Below are 25,203 nucleotides of genomic sequence, written 5' to 3' on the forward strand. Positions count from 1 at the left end.
ATTTATCGTGGCTCAACAGCTGGTTGAGGGTTGCGCCGGAAAGTGATGTATCATGACAGATGAAAAACAGACAGGTAACAAAACGGGCGATCTATCCGAAGTTATTGGCGACGGTGCTGCCACCCTGGGGAACCTGCTATCCGCGTTTCAGACCCATATGGCCGGCATAACAAAATACACCACCGATTTTTTTATCCCTTACGTTCTGGCCGTAAACTATTTCCAGCGGGTTGAAAGCACCAGGCTGTATAAAGAAAATCCACAGGACAGCAAGGATGCGTACATGGGGTTGCTGGAAAACAACCTTGAACTGATGACGCGCAGTTTGGATGGCAGCACGCAAATGATGTTGGCCTATCTGCAAAATGAGGTGGACGGGTTCGCCGAGGCCGCCAAACAGTTATTGTTTGACTTCAATTTTTCCAAGATGAAAACATTCACGGCCCGCCAGGCCGACCTGATGAATTCGGTGGTCAACGGTTATCCAGAGGCCATTGCCGCCATTGAACCGGAGTATGGGTTTCATTTCGAGCGCGGTGAGCATGCCAAAGTCGACGAAACCGATCGCTTCCTGCTGTATCGGATCGCACCATCATTGCCAAATGTGGAAACACGGCAGGACGCCAAACCGGTTTTAATCATACCGCCCTACGTACTTGGCGCCAACATCCTCGGATTCCTTCCCGGTGAGCAGCGAAGCTACGCCCATTGCTTCGCAAACCAGGGGATCCCGACATATATCCGTATCCTGAAACCCTTCGACGCCACACCGGCCTTGCAAGTGATGACCGGCGAGGAAGATGCCCTGGACACCCAACGTTTTTGTGAAACCATTTTAAAAAGCCACGGAAAACCGGTTACCCTGAACGGGTATTGCCAGGGCGGCTATAATGCGTTGTGTACTTTGCTCAGCGGGCGGTTGGATGGTCTGGTGGATGCCTTCATTACCTGTGTTTCACCGATGGACGGCACACGCAGCAAAGGGCTGGCACATTTTTTGTCGCGCCTTCCCAAACGATTCAATGACCTGGCATACGGAACCAAGATTCTCCCCAATGGAAATGAAGTGGCTGACGGGCAACTCATGGGATGGGTTTATAAACTCAAAAGCATCGATCAGGAGATCCCCGCCGCGATGTTTTTTCGTGACGTGTTGATGTTTGCCCGATCTAAACCAGGGGCCCAGAAAGTCAACAAAACTGCTGCCGCACTAAACTACTGGCTGCAGAATGACCGCAGCGATCTCCCCATGGAAATCACACGGATCAGTTATATCGCCTACAACACCCCGATCACCTCAGATGGTTGCCTGCCGCTCGGCCTGTTCGGTGGGAAGCTTGATTTGAATCGCATCAAGGAGAAAAAAATACCCTGGCTGATCTGCTATGGAACTCACGATGATCTTGTGGAAAAGGAGACCGCACTGGCACCCCTCGACTTTATCGAAGCCGAGGTGACACCGTTTCCCAAAGGTCATGTTGCCATCGCCACCTCCTGGTCCGCGCCGGATTCCGCCTGTGCCCTGCATACGCGCTTTGAAAACGGCAAATACCGCGGGCCGGTACGATTCCACATGGATCTGGATGATGCCCTGACGAAAAAAAGCAGCCTTGGCGCAAACACAAAATCGTCCAAATCGGTTACAACAAAAGCCGGAAAAGAAAGATAACAAATGAATGACAACACAGAAGGCGCGTTTGATATAACATCGGCGCTCGACACATGGATGAAATCCTACAACGATCTATGGGGCAACATGGCGAATCAGTGGGAGACCATCCTGGGTCAATCGCCGGCTGAAAAGAAGGGCCATGTAAATATTTCCACAATGCAATCCGGTATGGCCGCGCTGCTTAAGAACTGGCAGTCCATCACCACAGCCATGTCAACCCCTGAATCTGCTGATGCGTTGTTTAAAGGGAGCAGTGCGTTTCCCGAGGTATTACTCAAGCTGGCCCAGACCTCCGTTGGCAGTTTCGCTGAAATGCAGCAAAATATTTTTCAGCGCCTCGGCCGGATCGGAGACTCGGTGAAGGCCTACGAATTCCAGGACATTGACGAAAACATTTTTCGCATGTGGACGGATATTTACGAAAAAGAGTTTCGTCAATTTTTACAGGTTCCGCAACTGGGATTGCTGCGTGGCTACCAGGAAAAGATATGTCAAACAATAGACAAGTTCAACCTGTTTCAGGCAAACCTCTCTGAATTCTTACGCATGCTGGGACTGCCCTTCAATCACTCGTTGCAGGTCATGCAAGAAAAAATGTCCAAAATGGCCGAGGAAGGAAAGCTTTCCGAGGATATTCAAGCACATTACCGGATGTGGATAAAGGTGCTGGAAGGTCATTTCATGACACTGTTTCAGACACCCGAATATGTTGAAGTATTGGCACGCACAATAAATTCGCTTGCAGACTTCTCTGCAGCCAAAGACGCGGTATTCGAAGATATGCTGATGGCGTTCCCGGTGGCCAAAAAGACTGAGGTGGATGAAATGGGTCGTGAATTGTATGAATTAAAAAAGCGTCTTCGCAGACTCGAACAGCAGTCTGACAGATAGTTTTTCTCAATTTTTGTTTCGTTCGTCCGGCAATTTCTTTTTCGAGTGCGCCGATTCGTTCAAGCGAATAGTATCCACAACTCTCGAAGCAAAAGTGCCAAGGCGCCACAATCCATTTTTTATGAGGGCAGTGTATGACGCAATCTAAAATTCCTGTGGACCTGATTCTATCAAAACTGGTAGAAGAATCGGAAAAGGTGCAATCTCGTGCAAAAAAAGGATCCGAAGTACTTCTAGGAGAACTTGATACCGAATTGGCCAAGACCCCGTATGATGTGGTCTACCAGGAGGACCGGGTCAAGCTGAAACATTACCGGCCCAGAACCGAAACCCGCTATCACACCCCCTTGCTGGTGGTATATGCCTTGATCAACCGTGAAACGATGCTGGATCTTCAGCCGGGACGTAGTGTGGTTGAACGGTTTCTGGATGCCGGTATCGATCTGTATATGATCGACTGGGGGTATCCCACCCGGAAAGACCGCTTTTTTGGATTGGATGACCACATCAATGGATACATGGATAACGTCATCGATTTTATTCGCGGGCAGCATGAGATCGACAAAATCAATCTTATGGGCATCTGTATGGGTGGAACGTTCAGTGTTATTTACTCTGCCCTGCATCCGGAGAAAATCAAAAACCTGGTCACCACGGTCACGCCCACCAATTTCGATACCAAAAAAGGGCTGCTGCACGTCTGGATGGAACATATTGATGTCGATCGCGTGGTCGACACCTTTGGAAATCTGCCGGCAGATGTAATGAATTTCGGTTTTCTGCTGCTCAATCCGGCCCGCCTGATGATAGACAAGTATGTTGGATTTATGGAAAATCTGGATAACCAGCAATTCGTCGAGAACTTTGTTCGGATGGACAAGTGGATATTTGACAGCCCTGATCTTCCGGGTGAAGTATTTCGCGAATTTGTAAAGTACTGCTACCAGGGAAACATGCTGCTGAATAACAAGCTGGAAATTGGTGGCAGGCAGGTTGATCTGAAAAAGCTGACGATGCCGCTGCTTAATATTTACGGGAAATACGACCATCTCGTTCCCCCGGAGGCGTGTGAAACACTGATCAATCATGTGGGAAGTGGGGATAAAAAGAATATATGTTTGGATACCGGACACATCGGCATCTATGTCAGTTCCAAATACCAGGAAGCGTTTGCCCCCGAGATTGCCAATTGGCTAAAAGAAAGAGATAAAATCCCTAAGAAGAAAGCTCCTCGCAAGAAGAGTGCAGCGCCCCGGAAGGCTACAGGGGTCAACGCTGACACGTCAAAGAAAAAGCCCATCGCCAATAAATCAAAACCCGTGGCAAAGCCGAGGCCGGCAAAGTCAAAAGCCCCGTCAGAACCCACCAAACCATAACGCGCCATCGATTCCATCTCGGGGAGGTTGTCAATGACCAAAGAAATGGACTACTTCAAATCGTTTTGTAAGGTTAGCAAAGCATTTGGTACAACCATAAAGAAAACGGACCTGCTCAACCTGATTGTCAATAGTGCGATTGAATCCATGGCGGGCAAAGCGGCCTGCTTGTTCCTTGCGGATGAGCATGAGGACTACTTTGTCCCAACGGCCCAATCCGGGCTCTCACACAACTACCTGCATGCCAACCCGCTTAAAGCCCGTAAAATTGTATCGGCTTTGGAAAAAGAAGGGCATCTTTACTTCGCGGATGCCACTTCCGATCCGCGTCTGGAGCATCACGAAGCCAAAAAAGCGGAAGGGATTGCTTCCATTCTGACCGTTCCCGTGAGGGTAAAAGATCGTATCATCGGCGTACTCAGCTTATACACGGCATCTCAGCGGCAGTTCATATCCGATGAAATTGAATTTTTGCAGGCATTGGCGGATCAGGGTGGCATTGCCATCGAGAACAACCGTCTGCGGCGGCGGATGCAGAAAAACGCCATGCTGTTTCTGGAACTGGCATCCGACATCAACTCGTCACTGGACATCAAGCTGATACTCAGCAATCTGACGTCCAACATCTGCAAAACATTGGGTATGAAGGCGGCGCATATCCGCCTGTTGGACGAAGAGACCGGTTTGCTGAAACTGGTGGCCAGCTATGGCCTCAGCGATGAATTTCTCGAAATGGGCGCAACCACCACGACGGAAACCGCCCAACGCGCCCTGAAGGGCGAGACCATTGTGATCAGCGATTCCACCACCGACGAACGCATTAAATTCAAGGAACTGATGAAATCCGAAGGTGTCGTCTCGATGATTGTCACCCCGATCCTGGCCCGTGACCAGGTGATCGGCGTGATGCGTTTATATAGCGAGGTAGAGCGGGAATTTCCATCGGATTTCATGGTGATGGTGGAATCCCTGGCCCATCAGGGCGGCCTGGCCATCCAGAATGCATCCATGTATCTGAAGTTGCAGGAAGATAAAAAAAGCCTGGAAGAAGACATCTGGAGCCATCGCTCATGGTTTTAGCCTAGCACTTGGGGCTCATGGTTTTTATCGCAATAGATATACCAACTTCTTATGCATGACGACCCGGCATATAGTAGTATTCATATCTATAATGAAGACGCTGGTTTTTTAAAATTGAGTGTCCGAAAACTCTTGGTATCCGATATTCCAAAGATATCAGACTATTTCTTAAGATCAGATCCTAAATTTTTATTCAATATCGGGATTGACCATAAGAAGCTTCCATTTAAAGAAGAATTTTACGGATTCCTGATGAAAGAAATAGACAGTTCGTCAAGACAAAAGCAAAGTTGTCATATCATATGGGAGATAAACGGAACACCCATTGGCCATTCAAGCATCAACAAGATCGTTTATGGTAACGAAGCATACTTGCATTTGCATATATGGAATCCGGAAAGAAGGTATAACGGAAACGGGACGTTATTCATCAAAGCGTCTATTACTTTATTTTTTAAAATGTTTAATCTTAAAAAATTGTTTTGCGAGCCCTACGCGTTAAACCAAATGCCTAACAAAATATTAAATAAGCTCGGTTTTGAGTTCGTAAAATATTACGAAACAACACCTGAACTGATTAACTACCATCAGGCAGTCAACCAATGGGTGTTGACCATAGGAAAGTGGTTACATAAAACACATCCATACTATTAAAACCCTGTGAAACCACCCGTAGTTTTCACTGTCCATAATGGTTGGCCGTTAAGGGTATCAAAGCAAAAGGGGTTACAGATTTTTGTCTCTGTAACCCCTTTGATTTCTATTGGTCGGGGCCGCAGGATTTGAACCTGCGACCCCAGCAGCCCGAACGCTTCCTACTTCTAAGGCGATTTCTGTCAAAGAATATACCCGCCTGCTTGTCTTTTCATCCGTCTTCTGCGTTGGGCGTTTCCACACATAGCCCCACTATGCGTAAAAAAACCCGCCTTGAATACGAATGAAAATCCTGCGCATCCTGGTATATTCTTATCCGCCAATCGCCTAATTGCTTAATCGTGACAGCGCACCAACCAATAGAAATGAAAGAAAAAGGGGGTAAAGTCTGTTTTTGATTTGTTCGGGAATGCCCCTCTATCCGTATTGATTTGTTGCAATCAGACGGATATTTATTGCACTTGATAAAACCTCGGGCTATGCCCGAGTGACCCGAAGAGGTTCGGACCGGTCCGGCAAGGTGCGGTGGACCCCAAAAACTGGACAGTGTGCTAAGCTATAAGTCAGACCAAAATCAGGAGGATCTGACAATGGGTAACAAACGCAAGACACACAGTCCACAGTTCAAAGCAAAGGTCGCTCTGGCGGCTATTCAAAACGATGAAACTACCGCACAGCTGGCCAGTCGGTTCGGAATCCACCCGACCATGGTATCTAGTTGGAAACGGCAGATGTTAGAAGGTGTCGCCGACATTTTCGACAAAAACCACAAATCCAGAAAGCAGGCAGAAGATCAAACAGACGAGCTTTACAGGCAGATCGGCCAACTGAAAGTGGAAAACGATTTTTTATCGCGAAAGCTCAGCAGATGACGTCAAAACAACGCAAGGCAATAATTGACCCGACGGATCAGACGCTGAGCATTTGCCGGCAATGCGAGATATTGAAAGTTAGCCGATCATCCTACTATTACCGGCCCAAGCCTGTAAAACAAGAAGACCTGGACTTGATGCGGAAAATCGACGAATTATACCTTGAAAATCCATCCTCCGGAAGTCGAACGATCCGTCGTCAACTAAAGCGCCAGGGTATCATCGTCAGCCGGAAAAAAACACAACGCCTAATGCGGCTAATGGGAATTGAGGCGGTATATCCAAAACCCAAAACCAGTCGGCCTCATTCCCGGCACCGTGTCTATCCCTACTTGCTCCGGGGGCTGACCATCGACCGTCCGAACCAAGTGTGGGCAACCGATATAACCTTCATTCCCATGGAACATGGATACATGTATCTTGTGGCGATCATGGACTGGTACAGCCGCAAAATTCTATCCTGGCGGCTTTCCAATACGTTGGATACAGACTTCTGTATCAATGCCCTGGAAGAGGCGCTGAGCCGTCTTGAGGCGCCCGAAATCTTCAACTCGGACCAAGGCGCCCAGTTCACCAGCAATGCATTTACACAGGTACTCAAAGACAACCAGGTGGCCATCAGCATGGATGGCCGGGGCCGCTGCCATGACAACATCTTTGTGGAGCGGCTATGGTGGACCCTTAAGCACCAGTTCATTTATCTCCATTCATTCGAGGATGGCAAGTCCCTCCGGTTGGGGCTGGCCAAGTGGATTCAATACTATAATCTCGTCAGAGGCCATTCTTCTCTTGACGACAAGACCCCGGATGAGGTTTACTTCGGATTACCTCGTCCATTTGCTGAGGCGGCATGACGCTGTCACACTTTTCATTTTTATTTTTGCTTATAGCTTATTCACTCCGTCCGGCTGCCCAACCTTTGGGGTCCACCTCAAGGCATTCAATCGGCAAATGGTTTTTTGAAAGTCGAACAGTGAACATCGAATATCCAACGCCAAATGCGGAGATCGCTTCGCTCCGTCAATCGGTTAAAATAATCACCGGATGTTGGCGCGGTCTGTTTTGTCTAAAGAGTTAAAAGACAATATGGTTGTGTGACCCCATCTGAAAACGAGGCCTGATACAGGAGACACTAATGAACATTGGGGCGGGAAGTGGTGAGCCGGAACTGACGGCCGGTCTTTCGATTATCCATTCAAACCATCTGGAAGACCTTCGGCAGGTGGCGGTGCGATGGATTTGCAGCCACCCGCTGAAGCCGCTGGAAAATGAGATTTTCCTTGTCCAGAGCAACGGCATGGCCCAGTGGCTCAAACTGGCCATGGCTGCCAATGACGGCTGCGGCATCAGCGCGGCCATCGATTTTCAGCTGCCGGCCCGTTTTTTATGGAGCGCCTACCGCACGGTGCTGGGTGAAGAAGAAACCCCTTACGAATCGGCCTATGACCGGGAGCGGTTGACATGGCGACTGCTGAAACTGCTTCCGTGCCTGCTGGAAGACGACGGTTTTGCACCGTTAAAGCAGTTTCTGGCCGATGATGACGATCTGCGCAAGCGCTACCAGCTCGCCTGCTACCTGGCCGATCTTTACGACCAGTATCAGGTGTACCGCGCCGATTGGCTGGAAGACTGGGCCATGGGGCAGGATCAGTGGCGAAACGCCACGGGGCGGGTAGCCCCCCTGCCAGCCGGCCAGTCTTGGCAGGCTGAGCTCTGGCGCCGGATTCAGGCGGACATGCGCCAGCCGCAGCGCGGTACCAGCCGGGCCGAGCTGCATCAACGCTTTTTACAGACGCTGGCCGCTTTGTCGACGCGTCCTGCCGGCCTGCCGCGCCGCATCATCGTTTTTGGTATCTGCTCCATGCCCAAACAGGCCCTGGAGGCCCTGCAGGCCCTGTCCCGCTGCTGCCAGGTGCTGATGTTCGTACATAATCCCTGCCGCCACTACTGGGCGGACATTATCGAGGACCGGGAGCTGTTGCGCATCGAGTATTCCCGCCATCGGCGCAAAGCCCATGTGCCGGCGGATCTGGACCCCGAGCTTCTGCATCAGCATGTCAATCCATTGCTGGCCGCTTGGGGCAAACAGGGGCGCGATTATATCGGTCTGCTCTATGGATATGACCGTCCTAATGCCTACCGGCAAAACTTTGCTGAAATCGATCTGTTCCAAGACTTCGTAGCGCCAGACCAGGCGGGCCATCTGCTGCAGCAGGTACAGCAGGCGATTCTGGACCTGCAACCATTGCCGGCGGCCGACCAGGAAAAACCATCGGTTGCACCGGACGACCGGTCCATCAGCTTTCAGTTGGCCCACAGCCGCCAACGGGAAGTGGAAATTCTGCAGGACCAGTTGCTTGCTTGCTTTAAACAGTTTCCTGATCTGAAACCCCGCGACATCATTGTCATGATGCCGGATATCCGTGCCTATGCCCCCCACATCGAGGCGGTATTCGGCAATCTTCCGCCCGAAGATGAGCGCTATATCCCCTTCACCATCGCAGACCAACCGGAACGTGCCAGTCTGCCGGTACTGGCGGCGCTTGAAAAATTGCTCCATTTGCCGGATCTGCGCATCACCGTCGGCGACATCATGGATCTATTGGAAGTCCCCGCCTTGCGGGACCGTTTTGCACTGGCGGAGGCGGATCTGCCCAGACTGCACAGCTGGATCGAGGGGGCCGGTATCCGGTGGGGCCTTAACAGCGACCATCGTCAGAGCTTCGACCTGCCTTCCGGGCTGGAGCAAAACACATGGCTGTTCGGGTTGCGCCGCATGCTGCTGGGGTATGCGGTCGGCACCAGCGTGCCCTGGCGGCAGATTGCCCCCTATGATGAAATCGGCGGTTTGGAAGCGACACTGGTCGGCCCGTTGGCCGCCATGCTGGAGCAGTTGGAGAAGTACTGGCAACTTTTGCTCAATCCGGCCACGGCCGATGAATGGTGCCAGCGGATATTGGATCTGTCCAAAGACTTTTTCCGTCCGGCCGGCAGCCGGGACCAGCTTACCCTGAGACGCCTGGAAGAGGTGTTGGACCAATGGCTGAATGCCTGCACGGATGCGGAGCTTGACGGTCCGTTAACCCTTCCGGTCGTACGTAGCGCCATTTTAAGCGCGCTCACCGATGCCAGCATTTCCCAGCGGTTTTTGGCAGGCATGGTCAATTTCGGTACCTTGATGCCCATGCGGGCCATTCCCTTTAAAGTGGTTTGCCTGCTGGGAATGAATGACGGGGAGTACCCGCGCAGCCGTCTGGCCCCTGATTTTGACTTGATGGCCGCCCCCGGACACTACCGCCCCGGGGATCGCTCCCGCCGCGAAGATGACCGCTACCTGTTTCTGGAAGCCCTTCTTTCCGCCCGGGAAAAGCTTTACATCAGCTACATCGGCAAAAGCGTGCGCGACAACAGCCCCTGCGTGCCCTCGGTGCTGGTGGGCCAGTTGCGGGACTATCTTGAGTCCGGATGGGCGGCGGCCGGGGACCCGGAAAGCGGGGACCGGTTGCTGGCCCAATTGACTTGCCAGCACCCGCTGCAGCCGTTCAGCAGAACCTATTTTCAACCGGCAAGGGCGCCGGGCCTTTTTACGTATGCCCATGAATGGCGAAAAATTTTTGATACCGCAAAAGAACCGCAGACAGTCCAGTCGCTGGGTCCGCCGCAGTTTGAGTCCCGTTTGACACTGGAGCAGTTGATCCGTTTTTTAAAAAAACCGGTCCAGAGCTTTTTCAACCAGCGCCTGAATGTCCATTTTGAGGATATCCCGGTGACTACCTTGGATCAGGAGCCCTTTGTCCTGGACCATCTGGCCCCTTTCGGCCTGGGCGTTAAACTGCTGGAGGCCGGTCTGGCCGCCGATCCAAAGGAGAGGTCGGCCGCCGTTGAACAGGCGGTGCAGCACATGCGCCTGACCGGTGAACTGCCGATGCACGGCTTTGGGGAGAGGGCCGCCGCCGAATTGGTCCGGCCCGTTGAGCAGATGCTGGCCCACTATCTTCGCTTGCGCGAACAGTTCCCCCATAAGGCCAGAACAGTGGAAATCGATCTGGCCGTTGATCTGGACAATTGTGGCGACACCAGCCTTCAGGACTGGCTGACCGATCTTTACCAGGTCGACTCGGCCGCTGCCCCATCGCCGTCTGAAAGCTATGCCCGCTGGCATTTTTACCCTCATACGACGTTGGACAAAAAGGGCCAATTTTTTCGCCTGGACAGCCTGATTCCCCCGTGGGTGCACCATCTGGCCGGATGCGCCCAGGGCCTTCACCTGACCAGCTATCTGGTGGCGCCGGATGGTCTGGTCAGACTGCCACCCCTGGACCGGGAGCCAGCGCGCCAAATGATCCAAACCATCATCGCCAACTGGTGGTCCGGTCTGCAGGATCCCCTTCCCGTGGCAGCCAAAACCGCACTGGCCTATCTGCTGGCCGAGCCGGATGCCGATCCGGAAAAAGCCGTCCGCACCGCCCGCAATGCTTATCAGGGCAATGCCTATAACTTTTCCGGCGAGCTGGGCTACAGTCCTTACCTGAAGCGCGTCTACCCTGATTTCGAAGCGATCTGGCAAGCCGAGAATAACCGTTTTACTGTTTTGGCCGAGGCGCTCTATGCGCCCATGGTCCAATCTTATGTGCAGGAGCACTAAGCATGGCTTACCCACTCAATACGCTGACCTTTCCCCTGCACGGCAATCGATTGATTGAAGCCAGTGCCGGTACCGGCAAGACCTATACCATTGCGGCCCTGTACCTGCGTCTGGTGCTGGGGCATGGCGGTGAGAACGGCTTTGTCCGGCCGTTGACGCCACCGGAGATTTTGGTGGTGACCTTTACCAATGCTGCCACGGAAGAGCTGCGCGACCGGATCCGTTCCCGGCTGACCGAGGCGGCCGCCTTTTTCCGCAGGCAAGGCAGCGGTGATGATTACCTGCTCTCCTTGCGCGAAGCGTTTCCGGCGTCCCAGTGGCCCGCCAAGGCAAGACAGTTGGAACAGGCGGCCCAATGGATGGACGAATCGGCCATCTTCACCATTCACTCATGGTGCCAGCGCATGCTTCGCCAACACGCGTTTGACAGCGGCAGCCTGTTTGATCTGGAGCTCGAAACCAATGAACAGCCGTTGCTGGAAGAGGCGGCTTGCGATTACTGGCGTAAATACTTCTATCCTCTGCCGGCTGCGCTTCTGGGTGAGCTGTTGGAATCGATACACTGCGACACGCCCCAGGCCTTGCTCGATCAGGTGCACCCCCTGCTCAATGTGCCGCTGCCATCGCCCGAAGATCCTTTCGACATCCTGACCCGTCGCCAGGCCGCCATTGAAACCGCGCGCCTCTGCTGGCAGAACGATTTCGATGCCGCCGTGGCAGCATTGCGCGACGCACAGGCCAGGAAAGTCCTCAGCGGCGTTAAATACCGAGCGGCTTCCCTGGAAAATTGGATTGATCGATTGTCCGCCTGGGTGGACGGGAATGGCCCGTTGCCCGATGCGGATGTGCTGGGCAAACTGTCGCAGACGGGGCTGCGGGAAGGGGTCAATAAGAATAAGACCGCCCCCGAACATGCCGCCTATTCAGCTTTTGACCGGCTTATCGTTCAACTGGCCGAACTGGTAATGGATGAGGCGCTGTTGATCCATGCCGCCCGGGACATTGGCTGCCGGTTCCGGCAGGCCAAGCACCGTCAGGCCCAGATGGGGTTTGATGACCTGCTCAGCATGCTTCAAAAGGCCTTGCAGGCACCCGGCGGTCAGCAATTGGCCACCATCATCCGCTCCCAGTTTCCTGTGGTGTTGATCGACGAATTTCAGGATACGGACCCGGTACAGTACGACATTTTCAGCAACGTCTACCTGGATCAGCCCGACACCGGCCTGCTGATGATCGGTGATCCCAAGCAGGCCATCTATGCCTTTCGCGGCGCGGATATTTATACCTACCTGAGAGCGCGCAGGGATACCGGGAATCGCCATTACACCCTGGAGAAAAACTACCGCTCCACCAATGCTCTGATCGACGCTGTCAACCAGATATTCTCATTTGCGGAGCAGCACGCCCAGGGGGCCTTTTTATTCAACGATCAGATCCCGTTTCACCCGGTAAAGGCCCAGGGGGGCAAAGGACAGTTTGTCGTGGACGGCAAGACCCTCAACGGGCTGCACATCTGGCAGCTTCCCCAAAGCGAACCGGTGAAAAAGACCGGCGAAGACGGCTACATCGGGCAGATGGCCTCGTCTGCCGCCAGTGAAATTGTGCGCTTGTTGAATCTGGCGCAGCAGCAGCCCCCCCGAGCCGGCTTCGAGCCACCCGATGGCGGTGCGTTGCAGCCCTTGCGGCCGGCGGATATCGCCATTCTGGTCCGCAATCAAAACGAAGCCCGCGCCATTCGCCGCGCGTTGGAGGCGCGGCACGTGCGCAGCGTTTATCTTTCCGACAAGGACTCCGTCTTTGCCTGCGATGAAGCCACCTCTCTGCTGTACTGGCTCAGGGCCTGTGCCGAACCGGAGCAGGAGCGCCTGTTAAGAGCCGCACTGGCGACACCGGTGTTGAACCTGCCGCTGACACGCCTGGAGCAGTTCAATCGGGATGAGCTGGCCTGGGAGGCTGAAGTGGAGCGATTTCGCCGGTATCAGCGTGTCTGGCAGCGCCAGGGAATACTGCCCATGCTGCGGATGCTCCTGGGGGATTTTGATGTGCCGGCCCGTTTGCTCTCCCTGACCGATGGTGAGCGCGCCATCACCAATTTGCTTCACCTTGCGGAAATGCTGCAGACTGCCGCAGCCGACCTGGATGGCGAGCACGCCCTGATCCGGTGGCTGGCCGAACAGATCGAGCAACCCGGCAGCGGCGCGGAGGAGCAGATTCTGCGGCTGGAAAGCGATGACGATCTGGTCCGGGTCATAACGGTCCACAAGTCCAAGGGGCTGGAGTATCCTTTGGTTTTTTTGCCGTTTATCTGCAGCTTTCAGGACCCGACGCGTCGAATCCTGTCGGTCGCCAGGTATCATGATGATCAGGGGCGTCTGGTGACGGCGCTCAATCCGGGACCGGACGCCATTGAGGCCATCGACAACGAGCGTCTGGCCGAAGATGTGCGCCTGCTCTATGTGGCGGTGACCCGTGCGCGATTTGCCTGCTGGTTGGGCGTGGGGGTTGTGGGTAAAGTCACCCAGAAAGACGGGGAGCAGACCAAACTGCACCAGACCGGACTGGGCTACCTGCTGTCGGCCGGGCAGATGATCCTCACCGGGGAGTTGCCGCAACGGCTGCAGGCACTGAAAGGCGATTGCAATGCCATTACCTTGTCTCCGCTGCCCGGTGCCACGGATGCCGTTTATCGCTTCGAAGATGAAACCCCACAATTGGACCCGGCGTTGGGGTTCGGCGGCAATGTGTCCCGCGACTGGCGGATCAGCAGTTACAGCAGCATGCTGGCCGGCGCCCAGATGAAGGCCCGGGCACCATTGGAACCTGCCGCGGCACCGCCATCGCCCGTGGGCGATGGCGCGCCTTCAGCCCCTGAATCGGCGGCCGAAGAACAGTTGCAGGAAGCTGCGGCCGAAGCAGCAACGGCGCGAGGCGCCATGGGTGCCGACCCGTCGATTCATGGATTTCCCCGCGGGCCTGATCCGGGGACCTTTCTCCATGGCGTGCTGGAGTGGGCCGCCGATCAGGGGTTTGCCAATCTGACGCAAGATTCCCGCCGGCGTGAAGAACAACTTGCCGTCTATTGCCAGCGCCACAATTGGGGCAAATGGGCGCCTGTGATGCAGAAGTGGCTGAAGCATTTATTGCAGACCCCGCTCTTGTTACCCGATGGGCAGGGGACGGTCGCAATGAGTGCCCTTGCCGGCGATGGCTATCAAGCGGAGCTGGAATTTATGCTGGCTGCCCATCGGGTGGACACACGATTTCTTGATCAAACCATCGCCTGCGATGTTTTTTCCGGGGCGATACGCCCCGAGCTGAACCGGGATCGCCTCAACGGCATGGTCAAAGGCTTTATCGATCTGGTGTTCTGCCACCAGGACCGCTACTATGTGTTGGACTACAAGTCCAACTATCTGGGGGAGAATCAGCAGGCCTACCGCGCTGAAGCCATGGCGACCGCCATGCTGGAACACCGTTATGATCTGCAATATGTGCTCTATACTCTGGCGCTGCACCGACTGCTCAAAGCCCGGTTGCCCGATTACAGCTACCAGCACCATATGGGCGGTGTGCTGTATCTGTTCCTGAGGGGCGTCGGTGCCGACGGACAAGGCGTCTTCAGCGACAAACCCTCACAGGCATTGATCGAGACGTTGGATGAGCACTTTGCCGGCAAGGAGACGTTGCATGCGCACGGATGAGAATTTGATGGACCTTTTTGACGTCTGGGTCGAACAGGGCTGGGCCACGCCGCTGGATCGTGCATTTGTTCGATTTCTACAGGCACAGCAGCCGGAAAGCCCGGAACCGTTATTGCTCGCCGCCGGTCTTGCCAGCTATCAGTTGGGCCGAGGGCACATTTGTCTGGATCTGAAGGCGGTTTTGGATGACCCGGACGGCGTGTTGTCATGGCCGCCGGAAGGGGACGCGCCAACGGCCGGTCTCCGTCCGCCCAAGATCCTGCTGGCGGGACTGACGGTAAAGAAGTGGGCCGAAAGTATGCAGGCTTCAGATCTGGTATCCACCGGGGAGGGCACGACACCGCTGGTGTTCAGCAATGGGCGGCTCTATCTGCGCAGGTACTGGCAGTACGAGACCGAAGTGGCGCAGGGCATTTTAAAACGCCTTCGGATGCCGCCGGCCGCACCAACGGATCTGGCACGTCGGATCGATCAATTGTTCGGGCCCTTGCGCAACGCCGAGGAGCAGGCCAAAAGCGATGTGCACTGGCAAAGCGTGGCGGCGGCCATTGCGGCGCAAAGTGCCTTCAGTGTCATATCCGGCGGGCCCGGGACCGGCAAAACCACCACGGTGGTTCAGCTCCTGGCGCTCTTGCAGGACATCGCCCTGGCCCAGGGGAATCCGCTGCGCATCTCTTTGGCCGCACCTACCGGCAAAGCCGCGGCCCGGCTGACCGAGTCCATCGGCGCTGCGGTGGCAAAGCTGCCGGAAGCGCTGCGGGATAGCATTCCTGCCGAGGTCACCACCTTGCACCGGTTGCTGGGTAGCCGGTCCCATACGCGCCACTTTGTCCATAACGCGCAAAATCCCCTGCATGTCGATCTTTTGGTGGTGGATGAGGCCTCCATGATCGATCTGGAAATGATGGCGGCCCTTTTAAGGGCTTTGCCCGAAACTGCGCGCCTGATCTTGATCGGCGATAAAGACCAGCTTGCATCGGTGGAGGCCGGGTCCGTGCTGGGCGATCTGTGCCGCAATGCGGAGCGGGCCGCCTATCAACAGCCCACCATTCAATGGATAGCGGACAATACCGGCTACGACCTGAATCCATACGCCGGCAGCGGGACGCCGCTCGATCAGCATATCGCCATCCTGCGCAAAAGCTACCGCTTCGATCAGAACAGCGGCATCGGTGCGCTGGCCCGCGCGGTCAATGCCGGCGATTCGGGCCGGGTCGCTGCGGTATGGCAGCAGGATTTCGATGACATTGACCGGTTGGCGGTAACCTCCACCGATGAACATGGGTTTGCCCGTCTGGTGCTGGACGGCGTGCCATCCGATTCCCATGGGGGATATCGCGGCTACCTGCAATACGTTCAATCCGGCCCCCAGAGCCATGCATCCGAAGATGCCTGGCTTCAGGCAATCCTGGACGCTTTCGGCCGTTTTCAACTGCTCTCCCCATTGCGCAAAGGTCCCTGGGGCGTGGAGGGGCTGAATCAAAAGGTAGCTCAAATTTTTTTCAACGCAGACCTCATCAACCGGCAGGATGGTTGGTATGCGGGCCGCCCCGTAATGATCACCCGCAACAACTACACCCTGGGGTTGATGAATGGCGATATCGGAATCGTTCTGCCTTTTGCGGAGAGAAACGCCTCCGATCACGTGACGTTACGAGTGGTGTTTCCCATGGCCGACGGGTCTTTCAAAAAAGTATTGCCGTCTCGATTAAGCGATGTCGAGACCGTGTATGCCATGACGGTGCACAAATCCCAGGGGTCTGAATTTGACCATGCCGCCATGGTGCTGCCGGAGTCCATGACGCCGGTATTGACCCGAGAGTTGATCTACACCGCTGTAACGCGAGCACGCCGCTATTTCACGTTGGTGGGGCCGGCATCGGATCTGCTGTCCGAAGCGGTGCAACAACGTACGTACCGCGCCTCGGGTTTATCGGATTTTTTTCAGTAATTTATTGAAAAATAAGGAAGGTAGGAACCTCAACGGTTCTGTTCGCGTTTGCAATTGTTATTACTATTGAACTTTTCATTGAATTTGGTGTCAGAGTCTACAAGAATTGTAAAAAACAAGCCAACATCGGATTAATCACAAATTCTGGAGAGTGCCATTTCAGAAATCTAATCTTTAACCTGCCCAAGATTCCCAAGGAGAAAAACGATGAAAACGCTCAACATCACAATAATCGCTATCGTACTCATTTTCTTATCCCCATGTTTGTCGATGGCCGATGGGCGGAAAAACGAATCGGGTAAAGGCTTTCCGGGGCAACCTGGCTACCAGCATGACGACCCTAACTATAGAATGGACACCCGTGACCGCGGACCGCAACGCTTCGAAGATCGCCGAGACGATCGTAATCGGGGGAAAGACCCAAAACGTAAACCTGAACGCTATAGAGCGCATCGAGATTATCACGACTATCGCGGTTACAGAGAACGCCCTTATGATAGAGGCCGCCATTATGGTCACTACAAGCATAAAGGAAACAGATTTGAATATTACGGCCATTGGCGTTCATGGGACGAGTGGGACCGGTATGCGAGAAGACATCCCGAAATATACAAACATGGACAATATTACCGTGATAATGCCCATTTAATGTTCAGATTCTGCGAACCTGTCGGCGGGGCTTGTTTCTTTTTTTCAATTGGAAGGTAATGCACTAAGATTTATCTTTTATACCTAATTCTTGATTCATACTAATCGCCTCCTCTTGGATATTCGCCGTTCACTTTGTCCCGAAGCTTTCCAGAACATTTGAACCTTACCACCATTCGGCTATAAATCTTCTGTGGAAAGGTGCAGATTACATTGGCGTCAAAACCGTTGATGCCGAAGGCCAGCTGGAGCCGTTTCTCGTCAAAATTTTCTCCTACCGACCATCATTGATTCGATTCCTATACCGCATTCGTGCCCCCCTGGTGCGGCATTATCTGATTGTATCATATACGGGTTTGCGATAATGAAATATTATCAATTACCAGTCTGTATCTTTAGATAGCCTGACACGAAATTCAACCAAATCCATGGGGAAGGCCTATGCGCAGGGTGATTTTCAACCAGAAAGGTGGTGTTGGCAAAACGACGATTGCATGTAATCTGGCGGCGCTGAGTGCCGCAGCCGGGAAGAGGACCCTGTTGGTCGATTTGGATCCTCAGGCGAACTCAACGCAATATATGCTCGGTGATAAAGCAAATTCGCTTGAGCTGACACTGGCTGATTATTACGAGGAAACCCTTAATTTTATCTGGTTTCCCAAAGAAGCCAACGCCTATGTCCATGCCACGCCGATCGATCGATTGGCCATTTTGCCTGCTCATGAAACGCTCGGCGAATTAATGGCGCGTCTGGAATCGCGATATAAAATCGGAAAACTGAAGGATGTCCTCGACCAATTGGGCGAATACGATGCTGTCTATATCGACACTCCCCCTGCCTTCAATTTCTACACCCTTTCAGCCCTCATCGCCGCCGACCGCTGTCTGATCCCCTTTGATTGTGACGATTTTTCGCGACGCGCCCTGTATCGGCTCCTTGATCGGGTTCGTGAGGTTCAGCAAGACCACAATCGAAACTTGAATGTAGAGGGGATCGTCGTCAATCACTTTCAGGAGCGTGCAAAACTACCCAAAGCATTGGTGGCAGAGCTAACCGGGGAAGGGCTGCCTATTCTGGAAAACCGTCTATCGCATTCGGTGATCATCCGTGAATCTCACCAAAAGGCCACCCCTCTGGTCAATTATGCGCCCAATCACAAGGTTTCCATTCAATTCAGATCGTTGTTCCATGAGTTGAATGGAGAAGAAAAAGCGTAAACCATTTTCTTGAAAGCATCGGGGTGATGTATCGCAGCCATGCGACGCTAAAAACGAATGCGTTTCTTTTATGCGACTCTGTTGGCAAAGACTCAAACCTGATGCCGTCGGAGTCAGGCGACAATTGAAAAGGGACAACACCGGTTCTTACCAATCCAGCCTTATGGATTGGCATAACTTGTGCTGTAAGGCGGGTAGCGAAAAGCATGCTCCAGACCGTTCAATACTTTTCTAAGGGAGGCACGAATGACTAAAATTGGCCTGATCCGTTGCGAGAAAAATGAAGATCGCTGCCCGTTAACCGGCTGCCTAACCAGTTTGAAAGGGGGTGTTCAGGGCTTTGCCGGCTATGATGCGGCCGAGATTGCCGGTATTTTTACCTGCCGTTGTCCGGGCGACGGGTTGGTTGAAAAGGCAAAAATATTAAAATCAAAAGGGGCGGAAGCCATTCATTTCTGCACGTGTGCCTTCGCTCACAAAGAGTCGAACGAGTGGGTCATGGGCGAAGGGTTTTGCGACCATCTGGATGGCCTTATGGCGCAAGTCGCAAGCCAGGCCGAAATTCCCTGCGTCAAGGGATCGGCCCATCTTCCCAAAGCTTACCAACCGGAGACGGTTGCTCCTGGCTAGCATGACATTTGGATTTTACCATTTGGCCTTGATTGAATCAGGGCGATGGGTTTGCGATCACGCCACCGACCAGAATACATCCAAATGCGATTGCCCTGGGAGCCGCCGCTTGCAGGACTGCAAGGTGATTCCCAACGTGGCAACGATCGGGATAAGCGTCATCTTCTGGAGGGCGATCTTAAATGGAAAGCACACTCGACTGTATTGTCTGCTTCGTTCGCCAGGCGCTGGATGCAGCCAGGATGGTTTCTGCGGATTCATCCGTTCACGAAGAAATCGTTCGTGAAGTACTCCAGTGGACCGCCGCAATGGACCTGAGAATGCCGCCGCCGGTTTTGGGGCAACGTATCCACCGGCGATTGAGAAAAATTTCCGGCAACCGGGATCCTTACCGTGCGATCAAGGCACAAAGCAATCGCATGGCGCTGGAACTGATGCCCGATCTTAAAAAAGCGGTTGAGGCGGCTCCGGCCTCCTTGATCATGGCGCTGCGTCTGGCCCTGGCCGGCAATGTAATCGATATGGGGGTCAGCAGTACTATCTCCTCCGCCGATATCCAGGGTGCCGTCGACACTGCCTTGACCGAACCGCTGGTTGGGCCGCTGGCCACATTCCGGATGGCACTTCATGAAGCGCACAACATCCTTTACCTTGCCGACAATGCCGGGGAGATCATCTTTGATCGCCTGCTCATCGAGCAATTGGGCCCCGAACGGGTGACCGTGGCAGTGCGCGGTGCACCGGTCATCAACGATGCCACGCTTGAGGATGCGACGGAAGCCGGGCTTGATGATCTTGTCCCCGTCGTTGACAACGGATCCGATGCGCCGGGCACCTTACTGGACGATTGCAGCGAGACCTTCCGGCGCCGTTTCGATTCCGCAGATTTGATCATTGCCAAAGGGCAGGGCAACTTCGAGAGCCTGAGCAGTGCAAAAAGAAACATTTTCTTTCTTTTCAAGGTCAAATGCAGCGTCATCGCCTCACACGTTGGACTGCCCCAGGGAACCCATGTCTTGGCCATGCCGAAAATCCAGGCGCCTGTTCATGAAAATTTTTAAGATAAAGTTCTTGGCAAGAACGGAGAGAGGAAGCGGTGTAATCCATACCGTTTTCGACCGATAACGCAGCCCCAATAAATTATTTTGACTGATCGACAACGCAATTGTGCCGTTGATCTATTTGGGGCTATTGGCGTCCCAGAATTTTTTTACCGCAGGTCCGCGCCACTTGCCTTTACCGGATACGGTGGGAATCTGCTGGTTATCAAAATGGCGGGCGATTTTCTCCCAACTGTCGCCTTCGGTGCGCATATTTGCAATCATGTCTATCAGGCTGGGTGGCTCATCCTCATTCGCATCGCTGTCATCGGTGTCACTGGCCTGGGGTTTCGCTGCCGCTGGGGCGGATACGGGGAGCGGCTCGGCGGTATCCCCCTGAGGAGGCCTGCCCACCGTTTCAACACCCTGGGGAAGGGGACCTTCATGGTCCCACTGGCGGCCCATCATCGTGACGAGCGCCTCGATGGCATTGGCAATCCGTTCTTCCATTTTGGTTTGAGCGGTGATCGTATCGGCAATACGCTTTTGGTTTTCCGACAAAACATCCAGGGTTTCTTTGATCAGTGCGAAGTTCTCGTTGGTAACTTTGGCGTAATAATCGGTTCGCCGGCGGTCGTTTCCCGTGGTACGGCGCTGGGGACCTTTATAGTCCGTGTAATCTCGACGCCCCCGGTCCGGCTGCTTCAGCTTTCCGCTTCTCAGATTGTGCAAAAAATCATCCATGGAGTCTCCTTTGTTGTGCTGGGGCCTATAAATCAGCACTGTTTAAATTAGTCAACGATGTTTTACCGGAACGGTGAAAATTCCTATCGACACGGTTTCATGAAGAGAAAATACGATGACCGTGATACTGACAGGCACTGCATCGAGCTGGTGCTAAAGGATGTTTTCCTTTTCAGTCCGGCATGGTGCCTCATGCTGAATTGCGCCAGGCTGTATTCGCTTGCCGTTCTTAATCACGAAGAATGGAAAATCAATCAAATGCAGGGCAAAATGGGCAAGACGGTTGGCTCACGCTTTTGACCGGGATTATCGGTAGTGCCAGGAGTGACTTTAGCCCGGTTTGGAAAAAGTTTGCGATTTTCAACGATCTTCCATGGTTTCTTTCATAGCCTGAGAAGAGATCGAGTACAAGAAAAAAACGGGTGCTGCACGTTTCGTACAGCACCCCACGGTCAATTTATAAAATTCCCGTTCCTTAATTGGCCGGCTGATCACGCGTATGAATGGAATCCGGACCCAGCGCCAGTGTATCCGGTGTGAATAAAAGGGTGGCAAAATAATCTTCCAGGCGTTCTTCCCGGCGGATCAGACTGATTGTGCCGTCGGACCCCAAAAGCAGTTCTTTGGGGCGTAATTTTCCATTGTAGTTGAATCCCATGGCATGGCCATGCGCGCCGGTATCGTGGATGACCAGCTGGTCTTCTTCGGCGATGGCCGGCAGTGGGCGTTGAATGGCGAATTTGTCGTTGTTTTCGCAAAGGGAGCCGACCACATCGACCACCTGGGTAGAGCGGTCTGTTTTGCCGGGCACGGTGATGTGGTGATAGGCGTTGTACATGCCCGGGCGCATGAGCGACGACATGCAGGCGTCCACGCCGACATAAGTGCGATAGATCTCCTTGCGGTTGATGGCGCGGGTGACCAACACGCCGTGAGGGCCGGTCATGTAACGCCCGCTTTCCATAAAAAGACGCGGCATGCTTCCGTTGCGATCTGCAAAGGATTTGAAAAGGGCGGTGATTTCCCGTGACATACGCATTAAATCAAGCGGTGCATCGCCGGGTTGATAGGGAATTCCCAGACCGCCGCCGATATTGATGAATTCAAAACGGATATTCAGGTGGCTGGATAAGCGCTCGACCTGCTCGAGGAGCATGGCCGCGGTCTGCACCATATAAGTACAGTCGCGTTCGTTGGAGGCGAGCATGGTGTGCAGGCCGAACCGCTTGGCCCCGCGATCGCGGGCGATCTCATAGGCCCGTACCAGTTGATCGTGGCTGACCCCGTATTTGGCCTCTACCGGTGTGCCGATGATCGCGTTTCCGGTGCGACGCTCACCAGGGTTGTAGCGAAAACAGATCAACTCGGGCATGGCCGGCAATTTGTCGATCAGTGAGATGTCGTCCAGGTTCAGGATGCTGCCGCCGCCGGCCATGGCAGAGGAGAATTCCTGGCGGGTGGTGTTGTTGGAGGTGAACATCAGATCTTCGCCAAGTGCCCCCACCCGGCGGCTCAGATCCAGTTCGGCCACCGAACTGCAGTCGAATCCAAAGCCCATGTCGGCCATGATGGCCAGAACGGCCGGGTTGGGCAGTGCCTTGACCGCAAAATACTCCCGAAAGCCCGGAATGCCGGCAAAAGCGGTCTTCAACTGCTGGCCGGTTTCCCGGATTCCGGTTTCATCATAAATATGGAACGGGGTACCGAAATGGGCGACGATTTCATCCAGACGGGGATAGAGCCGGTTTTCAAATGCGACTGACATGGGCATGGTGTGTCTCCTTACGATTTCAGTGCCTGACGAATTCTGGACATGGCGGCGGTGACGTTTTCATGACTGTTGAACGCGCTGATGCGGATGTAGCCTTCACCACAGGTGCCGAAGCCGGCGCCGGGCGTGCACACCACACCGGCGTTTTCCAGCAGCATGTCGAAAAAGGACCAGGAGTCCGCCCCGGTCGCCACCCAAATATAAGGCGAGTTCTCCCCCCCGATCAAGGTATGGCCCAGGGCCTGCATCTCCTTGCGGATCAGCGCCGCATTTTCCATGTAGTAATTGACCAGTTCCTGCATCTGGGCTTTCCCGGCAGTGCTGTAAACGGCTTCCGCGGCCCGTTGAACCGGGTAGGAAACCCCGTTGAATTTGGTGCTGTGGCGACGGTTCCACAGTCCGTGAACCGAGTGGGCCTCACCCGTGGCAGTGTAGGCCATCAGCGACTTGGGCACCACCGTATAAGCGCAGCGGGTGCCGGTAAAGCCGGCGGTTTTGGAGAAACTGCGAAATTCGATGGCTACGTCACGGGCGCCGTCGATTTCGTAGATGGAGTGGGGCAGTGAGTCGTCCCGGATAAAGGCTTCGTAGGCGGCATCGAAGAGGATGATCGCCTTGTTGGCCGCCGCGTAATCGACCCATTGCTTGAGCTGGTCTTTGGTGATGGTGGCGCCGGTGGGATTGTTGGGGAAGCAGAGATAGATCAGATCCACCGGTTCTGCCGGCAGATCGGGAATGAATCCGTTTTCCGCGTTGCCGTTCAGATAGACAATGCCTTCGTATCGGCCGTCATGGTAGGCGCCGGTGCGGCCGGCCATGACATTGGTATCCAGATAGGCGGGGTAGACTGGGTCGGGAATGGCAATCCGGGTGTTGATGTCGAAAATTTCCTGAATGTTGCCGGTGTCGCACTTGGCCCCGTCGCTGACAAAAATTTCGTCGGCACCGATGTCGGCGCCGCGGGCCTTGAAATCGTTTTCGGCAATGGCCTCCCTTAAAAATGCATACCCCTCTTCGGGGCCGTACCCGCGGAAGCTGCGGTCCTCGGCCATCTCGTCGATGGCTTGGTGAAACGCATGGATGCAGGCATCGGGCAGGGCGCGGGTGACATCGCCGATACCCAGGCGAATGACCGGCGCATCCGGGTGCTGCTGCTGATAGGCTTCCACACGTTTGGCGATTTCGGAAAAAAGATAGGATGCTTTGAGCTTCAGGTAATGGGCATTGATTTGAATCATTGGATACCTCTTTGGGTGCCCCGCCGGGGCGGATAATGGGTCAGCGAATCAGGTCCTGATCGTCAATGGGGATCCGGGCCGTTTCTTTAAAGGTATTCATGACGATGGTGGTGGTTGTGCCGGTCACCCCCTTAATCGGGGCGATGCGTTCCCTGATCAGGCGTCCCAGCGCCTGGGTATCGGTTTCGCGTACTTTTAACAGGTAACTGTCCTTGCCGGCAACATAGTGAATTTCCTGGACCTGGGGCAGCCCTGACAGGGTTTTTACCAAGCCTTGGCCCTCGGTCTTTCCGCTGGTGTGCACCTGGATGAAGGCGACCTGGCTCTTGCCGAAACGTTCGGGATTGAGGCGCACCTCGTAGCCATCGATATACCCCATCTTTTCCAGCTTGCGGATGCGCTCCAGCACGGCTGATGGCGCCATGCCCACCTGCCGGGCGACCTCCACATTGGGGATGCGGGCCTTTTGTTGCAGGATCTTCAGGATATTTAAACTGATATCGTCAATCATTCGTCAATTTCCTTTTGATCGAGAAAATATTCTTACAAATAACATTTGTCAAGAATATAATTCGTAATTTCTTTAAAAATATCGAACGATCCTTTGTGAGGAAAAGAGAAAAGCATTGCAGTGCGCCCAACTTTTGTCTAGATTCCAGGCAACTATCTCTTCTACAGGAGTTGAACATGTTGAAATTGGTCATCATCGGTGCCGGCGGATGTGTCGGCGCCATCCTCCGGTACCTTGTTGCCGGTATGGTCCACCAGTTGGCCCAGGCATCCGCTTTCCCGGTGGGAACCTTGACGGTCAACGTTGTCGGCTGCCTGCTGATCGGTATCGGCGGCGGGCTGATGGAGAGCCGGCAGCTTTTTTCCCCGGAATGGCGGGCGTTTCTTTTTGTTGGTGGATTGGGGAGCTTTACCACCTTTTCCACTTTCGGTCTGGAAACCTTCAACCTGGCCAAAGACGGGCAATGGCTTTCCTCTTGCGGGAATGTGGGCATCAGCCTGGCTTTGGGGTTGGTGGCCGTTCTCGCCGGCCACATGCTCTCCCGACTGATCTGATCCTGAA

Annotated in this window: 19 protein-coding genes; 15 read left to right on the plus strand and 4 right to left on the minus strand. The window is 53.9% G+C overall.

Annotated elements, in window-relative coordinates:
* The first annotated feature begins 52 nt into the window (after positions 1–52).
* The 13 genes from GN112_RS01740 (at position 53) to GN112_RS01800 (ending at position 20,399) form a co-directional block, all read left to right on the plus strand.
* Positions 53–1,669: a metal transporter gene (locus tag GN112_RS01740; RefSeq protein ID WP_155308642.1), complete on the plus strand. Its 1,617-nt coding sequence runs from the start codon at positions 53–55 to the stop codon at positions 1,667–1,669.
* 3 nt (positions 1,670–1,672) lie between these two features.
* Positions 1,673–2,563, plus strand: coding sequence for a poly(R)-hydroxyalkanoic acid synthase subunit PhaE (locus GN112_RS01745; protein WP_155308643.1), 891 nt, complete (start codon positions 1,673–1,675; stop codon positions 2,561–2,563).
* A 134-nt stretch (positions 2,564–2,697) separates the two neighbouring features.
* Positions 2,698–3,939, plus strand: a complete 1,242-nt coding sequence (gene phaC / locus GN112_RS01750; RefSeq protein WP_155308644.1) for a class III poly(R)-hydroxyalkanoic acid synthase subunit PhaC — start codon at positions 2,698–2,700, stop codon at positions 3,937–3,939.
* Positions 3,940–3,972: 33 nt separating this feature from the next.
* Positions 3,973–5,019, plus strand: coding sequence for a GAF domain-containing protein (locus tag GN112_RS01755; protein WP_155308645.1), 1,047 nt, complete (start codon positions 3,973–3,975; stop codon positions 5,017–5,019).
* Between the two features lie 51 nt (positions 5,020–5,070).
* A complete protein-coding gene (locus GN112_RS01760; RefSeq protein WP_155308646.1) occupies positions 5,071–5,673 on the plus strand; it encodes a GNAT family N-acetyltransferase in 603 nt (200 codons plus the stop codon).
* Positions 5,674–6,263: 590 nt separating this feature from the next.
* Positions 6,264–7,399, plus strand: a protein-coding gene (locus GN112_RS01765; RefSeq protein WP_231716910.1) for an IS3 family transposase whose coding sequence is annotated in 2 segments (ribosomal slippage) — positions 6,264–6,537 and positions 6,537–7,399 — 1,137 coding nt in all. Because the reading frame shifts where the segments join, the coding sequence is not laid out codon by codon here.
* 281 nt (positions 7,400–7,680) lie between these two features.
* Complete coding sequence (gene recC, locus GN112_RS01770; RefSeq protein ID WP_155308648.1) at positions 7,681–11,190, plus strand: exodeoxyribonuclease V subunit gamma; 3,510 nt, start codon at positions 7,681–7,683, stop codon at positions 11,188–11,190.
* A gap of 2 nt (positions 11,191–11,192) precedes the next feature.
* Positions 11,193–14,891, plus strand: coding sequence for an exodeoxyribonuclease V subunit beta (gene recB, locus GN112_RS01775; protein WP_155308649.1), 3,699 nt, complete (start codon positions 11,193–11,195; stop codon positions 14,889–14,891).
* Positions 14,878–16,842, plus strand: a complete 1,965-nt coding sequence (gene recD / locus GN112_RS01780; RefSeq protein ID WP_155308650.1) for an exodeoxyribonuclease V subunit alpha — start codon at positions 14,878–14,880, stop codon at positions 16,840–16,842. Before recB ends, recD begins: the two co-directional genes overlap by 14 nt.
* 277 nt (positions 16,843–17,119) lie before the next feature.
* The gene (locus tag GN112_RS01785; protein WP_162458733.1) at positions 17,120–17,491 is read left to right on the plus strand and encodes a hypothetical protein; all 372 of its coding nucleotides are present in this window, start codon (positions 17,120–17,122) and stop codon (positions 17,489–17,491) included.
* Positions 17,492–17,931: 440 nt separating this feature from the next.
* Positions 17,932–18,708, plus strand: coding sequence for a ParA family protein (locus tag GN112_RS01790; protein ID WP_155308652.1), 777 nt, complete (start codon positions 17,932–17,934; stop codon positions 18,706–18,708).
* A gap of 246 nt (positions 18,709–18,954) precedes the next feature.
* Positions 18,955–19,338, plus strand: coding sequence for a CGGC domain-containing protein (locus GN112_RS01795; RefSeq protein ID WP_155308653.1), 384 nt, complete (start codon positions 18,955–18,957; stop codon positions 19,336–19,338).
* A gap of 182 nt (positions 19,339–19,520) precedes the next feature.
* On the plus strand, positions 19,521–20,399 hold the full coding sequence (locus GN112_RS01800) for a damage-control phosphatase ARMT1 family protein (RefSeq protein WP_155308654.1): 879 nt from the start codon (positions 19,521–19,523) through the stop codon (positions 20,397–20,399).
* A gap of 117 nt (positions 20,400–20,516) precedes the next feature.
* Here the strand turns inward: GN112_RS01800 and GN112_RS01805 are convergent, their stop codons facing one another.
* Positions 20,517–21,122 carry a hypothetical protein gene (locus GN112_RS01805; RefSeq protein WP_155308655.1) on the minus strand — a complete coding sequence of 202 codons (606 nt, stop codon included), beginning with the start codon at positions 21,120–21,122 and terminating at the stop codon, positions 20,517–20,519.
* 99 nt (positions 21,123–21,221) lie between these two features.
* Between GN112_RS01805 and GN112_RS01810 the strand changes: the two genes are divergently transcribed.
* Entirely contained in the window at positions 21,222–21,422 is a 201-nt protein-coding gene (locus GN112_RS01810; protein ID WP_155308656.1) for a hypothetical protein, read from the plus strand.
* 175 nt (positions 21,423–21,597) lie between these two features.
* Here the strand turns inward: GN112_RS01810 and GN112_RS01815 are convergent, their stop codons facing one another.
* Genes GN112_RS01815 through GN112_RS01825 form a run of 3 tightly spaced genes read right to left on the minus strand, consistent with a single transcriptional unit; the run spans position 21,598 to position 24,642 of the window.
* The gene (locus GN112_RS01815) at positions 21,598–22,893 is read right to left on the minus strand and encodes a diaminopimelate decarboxylase (RefSeq protein ID WP_155308657.1); all 1,296 of its coding nucleotides are present in this window, start codon (positions 22,891–22,893) and stop codon (positions 21,598–21,600) included.
* Between the two features lie 11 nt (positions 22,894–22,904).
* Entirely contained in the window at positions 22,905–24,131 is a 1,227-nt protein-coding gene (locus GN112_RS01820) for an LL-diaminopimelate aminotransferase (protein ID WP_155308658.1), read from the minus strand.
* A 40-nt stretch (positions 24,132–24,171) separates the two neighbouring features.
* A complete protein-coding gene (locus GN112_RS01825; protein WP_155308659.1) occupies positions 24,172–24,642 on the minus strand; it encodes an Lrp/AsnC family transcriptional regulator in 471 nt (156 codons plus the stop codon).
* Positions 24,643–24,818: 176 nt separating this feature from the next.
* Here GN112_RS01825 and crcB point away from each other — a divergent pair, with 176 nt between their 5' ends.
* Positions 24,819–25,196, plus strand: a complete 378-nt coding sequence (gene crcB / locus GN112_RS01830) for a fluoride efflux transporter CrcB (RefSeq protein WP_155308660.1) — start codon at positions 24,819–24,821, stop codon at positions 25,194–25,196.
* Positions 25,197–25,203 lie beyond the last annotated feature (7 nt).

The organism is Desulfosarcina ovata subsp. ovata (assembly GCF_009689005.1).
Taxonomy (GTDB): Bacteria; Desulfobacterota; Desulfobacteria; order Desulfobacterales; family Desulfosarcinaceae; genus Desulfosarcina; species Desulfosarcina ovata.